The 13872-nt window shown below is 73.8% G+C and carries 12 protein-coding genes; 6 read left to right on the top strand and 6 right to left on the bottom strand.

Annotated elements, in window-relative coordinates; genetic code table 11:
- Positions 1–67 precede the first annotated feature (67 nt).
- Positions 68–3298: a cytochrome P450 gene (locus C9F11_RS40770; RefSeq protein ID WP_138965340.1), complete on the bottom strand. Its 3231-nt coding sequence runs from the start codon at positions 3296–3298 to the stop codon at positions 68–70.
- Positions 3299–3625: 327 nt separating this feature from the next.
- Between C9F11_RS40770 and C9F11_RS40765 the strand changes: the two genes are divergently transcribed.
- On the top strand, positions 3626–3859 hold the full coding sequence (locus C9F11_RS40765; protein WP_138965338.1) for a hypothetical protein: 234 nt from the start codon (positions 3626–3628) through the stop codon (positions 3857–3859).
- Entirely contained in the window at positions 3856–4605 is a 750-nt protein-coding gene (locus C9F11_RS40760; RefSeq protein ID WP_138965335.1) for a hypothetical protein, read from the top strand. Before C9F11_RS40765 ends, C9F11_RS40760 begins: the two co-directional genes overlap by 4 nt.
- A 34-nt stretch (positions 4606–4639) precedes the next feature.
- On the opposite strand, the gene C9F11_RS40755 is transcribed toward C9F11_RS40760, so the two are convergent.
- The 4 genes from C9F11_RS40755 to C9F11_RS40740 form a co-directional block, all read right to left on the bottom strand.
- Positions 4640–6115, bottom strand: coding sequence for a hypothetical protein (locus C9F11_RS40755; protein ID WP_138965333.1), 1476 nt, complete (start codon positions 6113–6115; stop codon positions 4640–4642).
- 118 nt (positions 6116–6233) lie between these two features.
- Positions 6234–6935 (bottom strand): GNAT family N-acetyltransferase, encoded by a 702-nt coding sequence (locus C9F11_RS40750; RefSeq protein ID WP_249402092.1) that lies wholly within the window; start codon positions 6933–6935, stop codon positions 6234–6236.
- 134 nt (positions 6936–7069) lie between these two features.
- A complete protein-coding gene (locus C9F11_RS40745) occupies positions 7070–8011 on the bottom strand; it encodes an SDR family NAD(P)-dependent oxidoreductase (protein WP_138965329.1) in 942 nt (313 codons plus the stop codon).
- Between the two features lie 151 nt (positions 8012–8162).
- A complete protein-coding gene (locus C9F11_RS40740; protein ID WP_138965327.1) occupies positions 8163–8828 on the bottom strand; it encodes a TetR/AcrR family transcriptional regulator C-terminal domain-containing protein in 666 nt (221 codons plus the stop codon).
- 71 nt (positions 8829–8899) lie between these two features.
- Here C9F11_RS40740 and C9F11_RS40735 point away from each other — a divergent pair, with 71 nt between their 5' ends.
- The 4 genes from C9F11_RS40735 to C9F11_RS40720 all read left to right on the top strand — a co-directional run bounded on the left by C9F11_RS40735 (position 8900) and on the right by C9F11_RS40720 (position 11840).
- Entirely contained in the window at positions 8900–9952 is a 1053-nt protein-coding gene (locus tag C9F11_RS40735) for an NAD(P)H-binding protein (protein WP_346347440.1), read from the top strand.
- A gap of 268 nt (positions 9953–10220) precedes the next feature.
- A complete protein-coding gene (locus tag C9F11_RS40730) occupies positions 10221–10988 on the top strand; it encodes a class I SAM-dependent methyltransferase (protein WP_138965325.1) in 768 nt (255 codons plus the stop codon).
- Between the two features lie 137 nt (positions 10989–11125).
- Positions 11126–11287: a hypothetical protein gene (locus tag C9F11_RS40725; protein ID WP_249402091.1), complete on the top strand. Its 162-nt coding sequence runs from the start codon at positions 11126–11128 to the stop codon at positions 11285–11287.
- A gap of 142 nt (positions 11288–11429) precedes the next feature.
- Positions 11430–11840 (top strand): hypothetical protein, encoded by a 411-nt coding sequence (locus tag C9F11_RS40720; protein WP_138965321.1) that lies wholly within the window; start codon positions 11430–11432, stop codon positions 11838–11840.
- Between the two features lie 57 nt (positions 11841–11897).
- Here C9F11_RS40720 and C9F11_RS40715 read toward each other — a convergent pair whose 3' ends face one another.
- On the bottom strand, positions 11898–13868 hold the full coding sequence (locus C9F11_RS40715) for a TetM/TetW/TetO/TetS family tetracycline resistance ribosomal protection protein (RefSeq protein WP_138965319.1): 1971 nt from the start codon (positions 13866–13868) through the stop codon (positions 11898–11900).
- Positions 13869–13872 lie beyond the last annotated feature (4 nt).

The raw sequence follows: 13872 nt of genomic DNA, 5'->3' as shown, positions 1-13872 counted from the left end.
GGTGGGCGTCCGTGACCACCGGACGGGGCGGGTGCGGCAGGTGGGGCGGCGGTGAGGGGCGGCGGGTTCAGCCGGTCCAGACGTCCTCGACGTAGCGGCCGGACTCGGTGAGCCCGGTGAGCCAGGCGGCGGCCTCGGCGTCGGACGCGCCGGTGTGCTCGCGGTGGACGGCCAGGAACGCCTCCCGCACGGCGGGGGCCATCCGGCGGCCGTCACCGCAGACGTAGACCCGGCCGCCCGCCTCCAGCACGTCCCAGACCTCGGCGCTCTCCCGGGCGATGCGGTCCTGGACGTAGCGGGCGCCGTCCTCGGGAGCCTGGGAGAAGACGGGCCGCATGCTGACGGCTCCGGCCGTCTCGGCCGTCTCGAACTCCTCGCGGTGCAGGTAGTCGACCTCGGGGTGGTCGCAGCCGAAGTAGCACAGCAGCGTGCCGGAGGACCCGGTGTGCAGGCGGTCGAGCACGGCTCCGCGGAAGGGCGCGAGGCCGGTGCCCGCGCTGACCAGGATGACCGGGACCGCGTCGTCCTCGGGCAGCCGGAAGGACTCGCCGCACGGCAGGACCCTGGCCTGGACGGTGTCCCCGGCCCGCACGGTCTGGACGTAGTGCGAACCGATGCCGTGGAAGGTGCCCTCGCCCGCGCGGTGGGGCGCGGCGAGCAGCGACACCATCAGGTCGATCTCGCCGGGCGCGGCCTGCGCGGAGGACGAGATGGAGTAGTGGCGCGGGCGCAGCACCGGGAGGAGTTCCAGGAAGCGCTCGAAGGGCAGCTCGCAGGCGCGGTAACGCTCCAGCAGGTCCAGGACGCTGAGCCCGGGGACGGTGACCCGCTCGCGGAAGGCGTCGGCGTCGAGTCCGGCGAGTTCGGCCAGGGGGCGGCGCTCGGGCGGGCAGGCGGTGTGCTCGGCGAGGACGGCGACCTGCTCGGGCGTGGCCGGGGTCTGGAGCTCCACGAAGTCGGTGAGCAGTCGGCGCAGGGTCAGCGGCCGGTCGACGGGCAGGGTGTTGCGGGCGCGGCGGCGGGCGCTCAGCCGCACGGTGCGCTCCGGGTCGAGGCCGAACCGGGCGGTGACCCGCTGGACGAGCGCGTCGGGGTTCTGCGGCAGGACGGCCAGGTGGTCGCCGGTGCGGTAGGAGACGCCCGCGGGCAGCCGCAGCTTCAGAAAGCGCTTGGAGCGGCCCAGCTCGTGTTCCATGTCGACGAGTTCGTAGGCGTCGAGCACGTCCATGGGCTGGACGCCGTGCCGGGCCGCGAGTTCACCGGTGACGCACGCGGTGGCGTCCTGAAGCTCGTACAGGCTCTGCGGCTCCGCGGTGTCGGGTTCGGGGCGTGCCGCCTCGCCGTCGGCGGTGCCGTACCGGTCGAGCAGGGCCGTCCACAGGTCGGCGCTCCAGCGGTCCACGGTGCCGGCGAAGTCACCGGAGGCGTCCGCGGCGCCGCGCTCCAGGAGCGGGGTGGCACCGGCGGCGGTGAGCCACTCCTCGATGAGGGTCGGTACGTGCTGGTAGGTGGCGGCCCAGTTGCGGTCGCCGACGCCGAGGACGGCGAACCGCAGGCCGTCGAGGGCGCCGGGCTCCAGGCCCTCCAGCCAGGTGACGAACTCGGCGGCGTCGTCGGTGGGGCGGCCGTTGTAGGAGGCGGCGACGATCACCACGGGGCCGTCGGCGGGGCTGAGCCTGCCCGCCCGGTCGTTGAGGGGGGCGACTTCGGTGGTGAAGCCGTGGTCGTCGCCGTCGGCGGCGAGGTCGTGGGCCAGCCCGGCGCAGGTGCCCAGGTTGGAGCCGTGCAGCAGGGTCAGCGCGGTCGCGGTGGCGCGGCGGGCCGCGGGCCGGTCCTCGCTCACGGGCGCGCTGCTCGCGGCGGCGGGCAGACGCCGCTCGTCGCTGGTGCGCCGGGCGAGCTCGAGGGTGAACGCGTCGGGCTTGAGGGTGAGGGTCTGCTTGATCTCCAGCTGGTAGTCGGTGTGGTCGAGCAGGCGGTAGCGGTGGACCAGCAGGCCGAGGAGCAGGGTGGCCTCGTGCAGGGCGAACTGGCGGCCGATGCAGGCGCGTTCACCGCTGCCGAACGGCTTGAAGAGGTGGACCGGGCGGGCCGCCTCGCGCTCGGGCGTGAACCGGTCGGGGTCGAAGAGGTCGACGTTCTCGCCCCAGGCGGGGTCGCGGTGGAGGGCCGGGGTGAGCACCATCAGGGTCTCGCCCTTGCGCACGGCGTACGTGCCGCCGATGACGGTGTCCTCGATCGGCTCCATGGCGAAGGCGGGCGCGGTCGGCCACAGCCGCAGGCTCTCGTTGAGCACCTGGCGGATGTAGCCGAGCTTGCCGATGTCGCCGTACTCGGGCGCGGGCGCGTCCGTGTCGCCCCACAGCGCGTCGACCTCCGCCTGCGCGCGGGCCAGGACCTCGGGGTGCTTGGTGAGGTAGTAGAGGGCGAACGACAGGGCCCCGCTGGTGGTCTCGTGTCCGGCGATGAGGAACGTGATCACCTGGTTGCGGATGTTCACGTCGTCCAGGGGCTCGCCGGTCCGTGCGTCGCGGGTGTGGAGCATGCGGCCCAGGAGGTCGTCCGTGCTGGTGTCGCCCGACGCCCTGCGCTGCCGGATCACCTCGTCGACGAGCTCGGTCATCAGCACGGCGTCCTTGCGGAACTGCTCGGTCTGCCGCCAGCGGAACACCTCCGTGCCCGGGATCGACTCGCCCTTGGTCTGGGTGTAGGCGAGCGCCCTGCTCATCGCGTCGACGAAGGGGTGGGCGTCGTCGCGCCGGAACGACTCGAAGTCGTAGCCGAATCCGCAGAGTCCGATGGTGTCGAAGGTCAGCCGGGTCATGTCCTCCGGCACGTCCACCGGGCCCTCGCCGGCCAGCCTGTCCCACTTGGCGATCAGCGAACGGGCGACGTCCAGCATCGTCGCGTGGTAGCCGCGCATGGCCCCGAGCGAGAAGGCGGGCATCAGGATGTCGTGCGCCTTCTGCCAGTTGGCCTCGTGGTGGAAGGCCGTGAAGAGGCCGTCCCCGGCGATCTCCCTGATCTCGACGAGGTCGCCGTGCACGTTCTTGCGGAACCGGGTCTCGTCCGCCAGCTCGGCCACCAGGTCCAGGCCGCCGACCATCACGGTCTCGGAGCCGAAGGCGCGGATCCGGAACACCGGGCCGAACTCCTTGACCTCCTTCATCAGATGGACGAGGCCGTCGGCTCCGCTCGGGATGTCGAGGGCGTGGCCGATCAGGGGGAGCGCCGGACGCTCCGGGATCGCCTGGGCCGTCGCCGTGGAGGTGAGGTCGGGGGTGGAGGCGTGCGTCATGAGGGGGCCTTTCGTTCCGCACCGGCAGTCGCTTGATCATTAAGATACACACGACTTTGTCATCTGACCATGTCGCTTGATTGTGTTGAGTGACACGGTCGCTCGGCTGAACTCGGCGGGCCCCGCGGGCGTCGAGGGTCCTCGCCCGCGCCGGTCCACGCGTAGACCGGCCCGCGCGGGCGCAGGCACGGCGTCCGGGCCGTCTGGCGTAGCCCGGTCGCCACTGCCTCCTCCGACCCTGGTGCCGCGCCTACGCTGGCCTCCCGGCGCACCGGCACTCGCGCGGTGCACGCCGGTCGAGGGGGCGCAATGGGGGGCAGGGGCGCGGTGGGCCTGATCGCGGCGGTGATCGGCGCGGTCGGCATGATCGTGGCGGCGTTCATCACGGTGTGGGGGCAGGACGGCGGCGGCGAGCAGCGCGGTCCGGGGACGATCGTCCAGACCAATCAGAACGGCAACAACCAGGCGTGCATCGGCCAGCACGTCGCCTGCGACTCGGGAGTGACATCGAGCGCATCGGCCACGAACCGGCCCGCGTCCCAAGGGAGTTCCGGCGGATGACGCGAGCACCGCGCCGCACCGCCACGGCGGTGCTGCTGCTCTGCCTGGTCGTCCCCCTCAGCGGCTGCGGCGGCGACCAAGGGGACGCGCAGGGCCAGAGCAACGAGAACGGCAACAACCTCGCCTGCAACGGCCACAACGTCCAGTGCGTCAACGGCACCCTCATCGTGTCGCCGCCGCCCGTTTCACCGTCGTCGTCGCCCTCGGCATCGCCGTCCCCCTCGGACAGCGAGTCGCCGCCCGCTTCCCCGTCCCCCGACGAGCCCGCTCCCAGCCGGACGCGTACGCCGTCGTCCACCGCGGACGACGGCGGGGACGGCTCCGGCGGCGCCGCCGCGCGCCTGGACCGCGCGCCCCGGGCCGTGTTGCAGGGGCCCGGTCTCGGTTCGCTGCGCATCGCCCTGCTCGACGTGGACGCGCCGCGGCCGCGGTGGAGCACCCTGGGCATCGGCGCCCGGCAGCTGCGTGCCGCCGGGGTGGGCGGGGTGCTGTTCCGGTTGTCGTCGCCGGTCCCGGCCACGGTGCACGTCGACACCACGCAGGCCGCGGACGACGTGGAGTACGTCTTCTTCGACGGCAACGGCCTGCGCCTGGGCACGCAGACCGCCGCCGGGTGCGCGGTGCTGTGCCCCTCCCTGACGCAGAACCTCGTCACCGTCCCGCAGTACCAGCACCTCTTGGTGACGGACGCGGGACGCAGCGCGGGCTGGCCGCTGGGCCAGCGGTACGTCTACACCAACGGCTAGGCGTGCCCGCCCGGCCCGTCCTGGGCTCCGCTCCCTAGGCCAGGCCGGCCGCCGCACCGACCAGGCGGACGAGGTCCTGGTGGAACACGTCGTCGTGCGCGCCCCGGGGCGGGCCGCCCGCGCGGATCCGTTCGGACGCGTCGACGCCGACGTACCCGGAGGACGGCAGCGCGCCCTCGGTGAGCGCGTCGGCGAGGGTGAGCGCGGGGCTGCCGTCGATGCCCTGGATCCCGTCGTAGCTGAGTGCGCCCCAGGTCCGGCCGGCGCCGGAGAGCAGGGCTCCGTCGCCGATCCTGCGGCAGGCGAGCGGGAAGAACAGACCGAGTTCCAGGTCGTGGTGCGAGTAGCAGCACACGACGGGTCCCGTGACGCGCCGGTGCAGGCCCGCCAGCGCTCCCCCGCCGCTCAGTTGGGGCAGGTGCTCGGCGAACGCGAAGTGCGACAGGGCCGCCTGGAACAGGCACAGCGAGGCGACCCGCTCGTCCGGGCCGAGGCCCCGCACGGCGTAGGCCACCAGACGTGCGCCCGCTCCGTGGCCCACGAGGTGGATGCGGGTGTCGGGCAGGCTCTCGCCGAGGGTCCGCAGGAGCGGGGCGAGGGCGCGCTCGCCGATGAGCCCGGCGTGCCTCCTCATCGCGTACGACGTGACCTCGCACAGCAGTTGGTGGGCGCCGTCCCACACCCGGCCGGGCATGCGCTCGGCGTGCGGGTCACGCAGGGGGCGCTCGCTCGGCGCGAGGGACTCGGGCCGCGACAGGCGCTCGGTGGGGTCGTCGGCGGGGCGCGGCCCGGCCGTGCCGGACTCGGTGAGCGTGCCGTGCTCGGAGACTTCGGGTGCGCCGGAGCCGGTATGGGCCTCCTCGAACCGCTCGGGGCTGCGGTTCTCCACCCGCTCGACCTCCTGCCGGGCCGCGTCGAGGGCCTCGGCGAAGCCCTCGCACACCTGGGTGGGACTGTCGATGAGCATGGCCGGGTCGGTCTGCGGCAGGACGTTCGCGCCCAGGTCGGTGCCGTAGGCGTGCAGCGGGGTGTCCAGGGGCTGTTCGACGAGGCGGCGCAGGGCGATGCCCACGTCGTCCAGGGCGCCGTTCCGCAAGGGCCGTTCGTCGAGGAGCCCGAGGAGCTTGGTGAGGGTGTCCCCGCCGTCGGGGAAGACCCGGCGCAGTCCGGCGACGTCGGTGTCGGTGAGCCGCCCCGCACGGCCGTCCTCCGGTGGCGCGAAGCACATGCCGGGCCAGCGCACCCCCACGAGTCCCACGCCGTCCGTGACCTCGGCCTGCGCGAACAGGGCGCGGCAGCGCGCGTCGACCCGTTCCGTCAGCTCGGGCTCCTGGTGGGCGGTGTGTGCGAGCACGACCAGGTGGCGCACATCGGCCTCGCGGGCCGCGCCGGCCACCCGGTCTCCCTGCCGCTCGTCCACGGCGTCGCCGTGCGCGTCGAAGGCGACGTCCCACCACGGCGGTGCCTCTCCGTCTCCGGCCTTGCCCCGTGTTTCCCGCGTGTCCCGCATGCGCCCCCCTGCCGTCTCGCGCCACCGTGACGCGACGTCACGTGCACGGCGGGTGCCCCTACGGGGCGGGGCCATGCGGTGCGGCGGCGCTCCGAGGGGCCGCGCCCCCGCACCGGGTCTACGGCGTGCGGAAACCCTGGAAGGTCACGGGCCCGCGGGTCTCGAAGCCGAGCCGCTCGTACAGGGCGATCGCGCCGGAGTTCGCCTCCGCCACGTGCAGGAACGGCTGGTCGCCCCGGGCCAGGATGTGGGCTGCCAACGCCCTTACCAGGCGGGCCGCGTGGCCCTGGCCGCGGGCCTCGGGGGCCGTGCACACGGCGCTGATCTCGGTCCAGCCCGGGGGCCGCAGCCGCTCGCCCGCCATCGCCACCAGGGCTCCGTCCACGCGGATGCCCAGGTAGGTGCCGAGTTCGACGGTGCGGGTCCAGAACGGCCCCGGTTCGGTCCGCTTGACGAGGTCGAGCATGTCCGGCACGTCGTCCGGCCCCAGCTCCGCTATCGCGGCGTCGGACGCGGCACCCGGGTCACCGGGCGGACGTCCGCCGGGCCAGACCATCTGCCGCCCCTCCAGGACGAAGACCGGCTCCCAGTCCGAGGGCGCGGGCGCCGCGTTGCTGAACATGTCGGCGAAGCCGTCGCTGCCGAGCAGCCGGGCCAGATCGGCCCAGTCCGCCGGGTCGGGCTCGGTGGGCAGCGCGCAGAAGGTCGTGACCTCCGGCAGGTACGTGGCGGCCTGCCCGAGCCGTCGGGCCAGATGCGCGTGCGTGCCGAGCAGCGACTGGGCGACGGGGTTGTCGAGCACGGTGGGATCACTGTTCACGCGCCTGATCCTTGCATCCCGGTGCTTCCCGGCCGCAGGGAGGTGCCTCCCAGCCGCGCCTCGGCGCGTGCCCATGTGTCGAGGCGCGTGCCCGCCGCGTCGGGGCCGGGAGCACGGCCCGCTCCTCGGTGCGCTCACGGGCCCGGGTCGACGCCGGTCAGGTCGCGGCTGGCGTCCCACAGCCCGGCCGCGACGGCGGTGTCGGCGAGATGGCTCCACACCTCCTCCTGCCGAGGGGCGCCGCGCAGGCCGAAGCGGCGCGGCCCCCACAGCTGCCCTCCGCGCACGGCCGGGTCGAGGACCGCTCGCACCGCGGGCCAGGCACCGGCGTGCTTGCCCTGGACGAGCAGGGCGGCGGGCGCCGCGCCGAGGCGCGCCCCGAGGCCGCGCGCGTGGACCGGTGGCCGCGCCGGGGTGAGGGCGTCCAGAGCTCCGCCGGGGTGGACCACCACGCTGCCCACCGGGCTGCCGACGTCCCGCAGGCGCCGGTCGAGTTCGAGCCCGAAGTACATCTGGGCCAACTTGGACCGTCCGTAGGCGCGTGCGGCCCGGTAGTCCCGCCGGGACGGGAGGTCGTCCAGGTCGAGGCGTTCCGTCTTCGCCGCGAAGCTGCCGACGGTCACGACGCGTGCCGCCGGGGCGGCCGCGAGGAGCGGCAGCAGCAGGCCCGTCAGGGCGAAGTGCCCGAGGTGATTCGTGCCGAACATCAGCTCGTGGCCGTCCGGCGTCTCGCGGCGCGGCGGGTGGTCGAGGGCGACGCCCGCGTTGTGGACCACTGCGTCGAGCGCTTCCACGTCCAGGGAGTCCGCCACCGCGCCGAGCGAGGACAGGTCGGCGAGGTCCAGCCGGACGGCGCGCACCGCCGCGCCGTGCACGCGCGAGCGGATCGAGGTGAGGGCCGCCTCCGCCCGTCCCGGGTCCCGGCTGCCCAGCACGACGGTGGCTCCGGTCGCGGCCAGTTGCTCCGCGATGAAGTACCCGATGCCCGCGTTGCCCCCGGTGACCAGGAAGACGCGGCCCTCGGCACGCGGCAGCCGGTGCACGTCCCAGGGCGCGGCGGAGGGCGTTCCAGTCATGGCGTGAGGCTCCCTGTCGATGCGACGGCACGTGCTGGTCAGGGCCGTTCCCGAGGGGAGTGGCCGAAAGCCACCGTGGCAGCGGGCACCGACACATCGCCGGCTCCGGCCCCGAGGGCACCGACATCCCGCCGACAGGCGCCGGTCCGATTCAGGGGGTGGGGGTGTGCAGGATGCCGTTGATCAGCACCTCCAGGGCCCAGGTGTCGCGGTCGCCGGGAGAGAACAGGGCCTGCCGCAGCGAGGTGATCATCGGGTACCGGTCGGCGGGCAGGGCGGCGTAGCGGCGGTCGGCCGCGGCGATGGTGGACTCCTCGTCGGAGCCCTTGGTCCGGTACGCGCTCTCCTCGGTGGCGGCCGCGGCGGTGTGGAGCCAGAGAAGGTCGACGGCCCAGGCGGCGGCGTTGTCGTCGAGGCCGCCGTCCTTCAGGAGGGCGAGCATGCGGTCGAGGACCAGCAGGACGTTGTCGCCGGTGGGGATGGCGCCCAGGGCGACGGCGGCCAGGCCCTCGTGGCGGCTCATCGCCTCGACGGCCGCGGCGATCAGCGCCCGCAGCTGTTCCCGCCAGGTGCCTTCCCCGGGCGGGCGGACCTGTCCGAGGGCTTCGTCGAGCATGGCGGCCATGAGGTCGTCGCGGTGGGCGACGTAGACGTAGAGCGAGGCGGGGCCGGTGTCGAGCTCCTTGGCGACGCGGCGCATGGTCAGCGCGTCCAGGCCGTCGCGGTCGAGGATCCTCAGGCCCGTGCGCACGATGACGTCGCGGCTGAGGGGGGCCTTGGCGGGCCGCGCGCGGCGGCTGACGGGCTGCGTGCTCATGGGGAGACCCTAGCCCGAAACGAACACTGTTTGACACGAACGCCGTTCGTTACCTACCTTCGGAACGAACGATGTTCGCGACGAACGACGTTCGACACGCTCCCCAAGAGGCCCTCCCCCTCGCCCCCGGCGCGCCCCTGGCCGTCGGCGGGCGGCTCGCCCACACGTACGGGCGCCGCCGCGCCTTCCTGACCGGCCGCGCCGGGTTCACCGCCGCCTCCGTCGCCTGCGGGCGGCCCGGCCACCGGCCCCACCCCACGAACCAGTACGGAGAAAGCACAGCCATGTTCCTGATCACCGGCGGCCGCGGCGCGGTCGCCACCCACCTGACCACCCTGCTCCACCGCGACGACCTGCCCGTCCGTGTCGGCTCCGCCCGCCCCGAGGGCCTCACGCCGCCCGCCGGAGTCGAGACGGTCCGCCTGGACCTCACCGACCCGGCCACCTTCCCCGCCGCCCTGGAGGGCGTCACCACCGTCTTCCTCTACGCCGCCGCCGACCGCGTCACCGACTTCGCCGACCTGGCCCACCACGCGGGCGTCACCCACGTCGTACTGCTCTCCTCCGCCAGCGTCCTCGGCCCCGACCCCGCGGGCGACCCGCTCGCCAAGTCCCACTTCGACGTCGAACAGGCCCTGCTGGCCTCGCCGATCACCACCACGATCCTGCGGCCCGGCTCCTTCGCCTCCAACGCCGGCGGCTGGGCCTGGTCCATCAAGTCCGGCAAGCCCGTCAGCCTGCCCTACCCCCACGCCCACAACGACCCCATCCACGAGTACGACGTCGCCGAGGCCGCGCACGCCGCCCTGACCGATCCCCGCCACCGCGGCGGCCGGTTCACCCTCACCGGCCCCGCGTCCCTCACCTTCGCCGAGCAGATCGAGCAGCTCGCCGCCGTCACCGGCCGCCCGATCCCGGTCCGCCACGCCACGCGCGAGGAGTGGAAGCGCGAGACGGCCGACTACATCCCCGCCGTGTACGCCGACACCCTGCTGAACTGGTGGGCATCCCACGACGGCGAGCCCGTACCCCTCACGGACACGGTCGAGCGCCTCACCGGCCACCCCGCCCGCCCCTTCACCACCTGGGCCACCGACCGCGCCGCCGCATTCACCACCTCCTGACCCTCCTGACCCTCCTTGACCGCCACAGCCGGAGCGCAGGCCGCAGTGACGCCCCGTCACTGCGGCCTGAGGCCAAGACGCCTCCGGGCCCGGCCCTCCGCCCCGACGGAACCTCCAAGATCAATAACATAAATGCCCCACCCTTTGGCCGATCAGCCAAGCATTCGCGAGGCTCCTAGGAACATTCACGCGGCAGATGCAAGATGGAGGGAATTGTTCGAGGAGCGGACAGGACCGCCCCGGCCAGGCCCGAGAAGCGAGGTCACCCATGGTCATGCGCACCCACGACGGCAGCGTCGACGGCAGCGCCACCGGCCCCGGCCACGCGTCCTTCCGCCGCCCCGACGAGCGCATCGCCCGTGTCATCGCCCAGGCCCTCGGCGACGCACACAGCGTCCTCAACGTCGGCGCGGGCACCGGGTCGTACGAGACCGCGGCCCATCGGGTCACCGCCGTCGAGCCCTCCCTGGCCCTGCGCGCGCGGCGCCCGGCGCGGCTCGCGACCGCCGTCGACGCCGTCGCCGAGGACCTCCCGTTCGCCGACGGACAGTTCGACGCGTCGATGACCCTCTTCAGCGTCCACCAGTGGTCCGACCCCGAAGCCGGGCTGCGCGAGATGCGCCGCGTGACCCGCGGCCCCGTCGTCGTACTGACCTGTGACCCCGCGCGCGTGTGTGACTTCTGGCTTTACGAGTACGCCCCCGACGTGCTGGAGACCGAGGCCCGCCGCTACCCCGCGCTGCACCGCCTCACGGCCGCGCTCGGCGGGACCACCGCCGTCCGGCCCGTGCCCATCCCGCTGGACTGCACCGACGGCTTCAACGAGGCCTACTACGGCCGCCCCGAACTCCTGTTGAACCCCGCGGCCCGCCAGGCCTGCTCCGCCTGGAGCTTCGTCGACGACCGCGCGCGGCAGGACTTCGACGTCTCCCTGCGCCGCGCCCTGGGGTCCGGCATGTGGGACGAAGCCTTCGGCCGGCTGCGCGGCCGCCCGACCTATGACGGATCCCTTGTGCTCCTGCGCGCCACCCCCTGACCAGGCCGAACGCCGGTGGCCCAGCTCTCCCGTGAGCGGCCCGCCGCTGATCACCGGGTCACCCCCTCCGCCTCCCGCCGCCGGGGGCGCCCAGTAGGGTGATGGCCGCGACGACCAGTAGAAACGGACCACAAGACGTGCATGCTCCAGAGAACACCGCGCCCATCTACGACCTGCTGATAGCCGAACGGGGTGACGTGGTCGCCATCGCCGCCCGCACCGCCGAGGAGACCCAGCGCGAAGCCGACGCCATGCTCGACTTCGGTTCCCTGACCGGCCGCCGGAACGGCGAAGCGTAAGCAGAACCTCCCCGTCCGCCCCACCTCCTTTGTCCGGTAGGACGTGAGGGGGCTGCCGGACAATTCCGCGGACGGTGGACTGCCGCACACAGACCCACGGGGGCCTGTGTACGCCACATCGGCAGAACACCGAGGGGACATCATGCGAACCAAGAAGCGCCTCGCACTCGTCACCGGCCTCATCGCGCTGGGCGCGGGCCTCATCACCCCGGCGGCCGTCGCGACGCCGGAGCACCGGGCGCCTGCCGCCTCCTGCCTCGGCGGCGCCTGGAGGTACGACAAGGCACCCGGGGAGATCGACGCCCCGCCCGGCGCGGCCTACTACCGCACCACCAACCGGTGCGCGGACATCCAGGTCAAGCCGAGCAACGGCACGGTGCTCAAGCTGTGCTACCTCAAGAACCACGACGAGAACCAGGTGGTCTGCAAGGACGAGGTCAACGTGCCGGGCGGCAGCTGGAAGATCCTCGGCACCGACTTCAAGGACGGCGTCGAGTTCTGGCTCCGCTTCAGCAACGCGGGCGCCCGCAAGACCGGCCTGGTCGCCGCCTGACATCTCCGTGGCCCGGGAGCCCCACCCGTCCCCGGCGGGTGGGGCTCCCGGCGCCGCTCACATCCGCCGGTGCGCGTGCAGCAGGTACTCCTCCCGGTGCAGCGGGTTGTGGTCGGTCCTGGCCCGGGCCCGCGGGCGGTTCGTCACGCGGTAGTGGCCGAAGGACGTCTCCAGGACGCCCTCGCCGCCGGTGAGTTCGGGCAGCTCCCGCTCCAGGCCGTGCACGTGGTCGGCGGGCAGGTGACCCTCGACGACGAACGCGTCACCGCGTGCCGTCGGCGTTCCCGGCAGGGCGCGGTGACGGGCCAGAGCGAGCGCCACCTGCGCGTACGCGTCCTGCGGGACCTCGAGGACGAAGCGGTGCATCGGCTCGTGCACGACCGTCCCGGCCCGGCGCAGCGCCGCCATCAGGACCAACGGCGTCAGCCCGCGGAACGCGCCCGCCGTGCTCGTGATGCTGCAGAAGCCCGAGTGGGTCATCGTGACCACGCAGTCGGGCACCCGCCAGCCGTACACCCCCTGCTCCAGCGTGGCGTGGACGGTCTCCTCCACGGCCCGCACATAGGCGAGGGGCAGCGACCCCAGTTCGACCGCGAGGCGGAAGGCGACGCCGCCGCCGACCGGCCCCGGCTCCACCCGCAGCCCCACCGTCGCCCGGAAGGGGTTGCCCTCCTCGCCGAGCACCTCGTGGGCGGCGCCCGTGCCGGTGACGCGCTCGACGCAGATCGGCGTCGTCCGCCGGAAGTCGACCGCCAGGTGCTGTTCGGCCAGGCTCGCCGCGAGGACCTCCTTCTGCACCTCGCCGTAGAGGGAGACGGACAGTTCCCGCCCGTCCGGATCCTGGCGCAGTCCGATCAGGGGGTCCTGTTCGGCGAGCCGGGTCAGGGCCAGGTGCAGCGCGCCCAGGTCGGCCGGGTCCGCGGGCACCACGACGGTTTCGAGGGAGGGCGGCGCGAAGACGTGGTCGTAGGGGCGGCCGACCGGCGGCGTGCCGATCACGTCCCCGATGCGGATCGCCGCGAGCCCGCGCAGCGTGGCGATCTCCCCGGCCCGCGCCGAGGCGCGGCGCTCCAGGGCGCCCCGGTCGAACACGGCCAGGTCCGTGACCTTGGCCGTGGCGGTGCCGACCGCGACGCGCTCGCGGACCGCGAGCCGCCCCGAGAACAGCCGGGCGTACGCGATCTTCTCGCCGCCCTCGCCGCGCTCCACCTTGAACACCCGCCCCGAGACGGGCCCTTCGGTGTCGGGGTGCTCGGCGGGCAGCAGTTCCCGGATGCCCCGGACGAGTTCCTGGATGCCCGCGCCGGTGATCGCCGACCCGACGTACACCGGATGCACCCAGCCCTTGCGGGTCTGGGTCACCAGGGCGTCGTGCAGGCGCTCGTACGGGACGGAGGCCTCGTCCGCCACGTACGCGGCGAGCAGAGCGTCGTCCCGGGCGGTCAGGACGTCGAGGAGGCCGCGCGCGAAGGGGGCGTCGTCCTCGGTGAAGGCCGCCACGCGGGCCGTGGACGTGCCGAGGCCCGTGGTGACGCGCCCCATCGCGACGGTGGGCACGCCGAGCCTGCGCTCGGCCTCGCGCAGGACGCGCGCGTCGTCGGCGCCGCGCCGATCGGCCTTGTTGATGAAGAGCAGGGTGGGGATGCCGAGCCGCTTCAGCGTCCGCATCAGGACGCGTGTCTGCGGCTGTACGCCCTCCACGGCGGAGACGACGAGCACGGCGCCGTCGAGGACACCGAGGACCCGCTCCACCTCGGCGATGAAGTCGGGGTGGCCGGGTGTGTCGATGAGGTTCACCGAGACGGCCGAACCACCGCCGCCGAGGCGGAAGTTCACCACCGCCGACTTGATGGTGATGCCGCGACGGCGCTCCAGGTCGAGGGAGTCGGTGTGGGTGCTGCCCGCGTCGACGCTGCCGATGGCGTCGATCGCCCCGGCCTCGTACAGGAGCCGCTCGGTCAGGCTCGTCTTGCCGGCGTCAACATGCGCCAGGATCCCCAGGTTCAGCGTGCGGTGCGTGGTGCGCACAGAG

Source organism: Streptomyces sp. YIM 121038, assembly GCF_006088715.1.
Taxonomy (GTDB): domain Bacteria; phylum Actinomycetota; class Actinomycetes; order Streptomycetales; family Streptomycetaceae; genus Streptomyces.
The sequence above is the reverse complement of the archived record's forward strand: the minus strand, read 5'-3'. Positions and strand labels throughout refer to the sequence as shown.

Bases quoted from the DNA above. Each gene is read 5' to 3' on its own strand.
- C9F11_RS40730 (WP_138965325.1), top strand. From the start codon at position 10,221: ATGGTCATGCGCACCCACGACGGCAGCGTCGACGGCAGCGCCACCGGC.
- C9F11_RS40740 (WP_138965327.1), bottom strand. From the start codon at position 8,828: ATGAGCACGCAGCCCGTCAGCCGCCGCGCGCGGCCCGCCAAGGCCCCC.
- C9F11_RS40745 (WP_138965329.1), bottom strand. From the start codon at position 8,011: ATGACTGGAACGCCCTCCGCCGCGCCCTGGGACGTGCACCGGCTGCCG.
- C9F11_RS40755 (WP_138965333.1), bottom strand. From the start codon at position 6,115: ATGCGGGACACGCGGGAAACACGGGGCAAGGCCGGAGACGGAGAGGCA.
- C9F11_RS40735 (WP_346347440.1), top strand. From the start codon at position 8,900: ATGTTCGCGACGAACGACGTTCGACACGCTCCCCAAGAGGCCCTCCCC.
- C9F11_RS40770 (WP_138965340.1), bottom strand. From the start codon at position 3,298: ATGACGCACGCCTCCACCCCCGACCTCACCTCCACGGCGACGGCCCAG.
- C9F11_RS40760 (WP_138965335.1), top strand. From the start codon at position 3,856: ATGACGCGAGCACCGCGCCGCACCGCCACGGCGGTGCTGCTGCTCTGC.
- C9F11_RS40720 (WP_138965321.1), top strand. From the start codon at position 11,430: ATGCGAACCAAGAAGCGCCTCGCACTCGTCACCGGCCTCATCGCGCTG.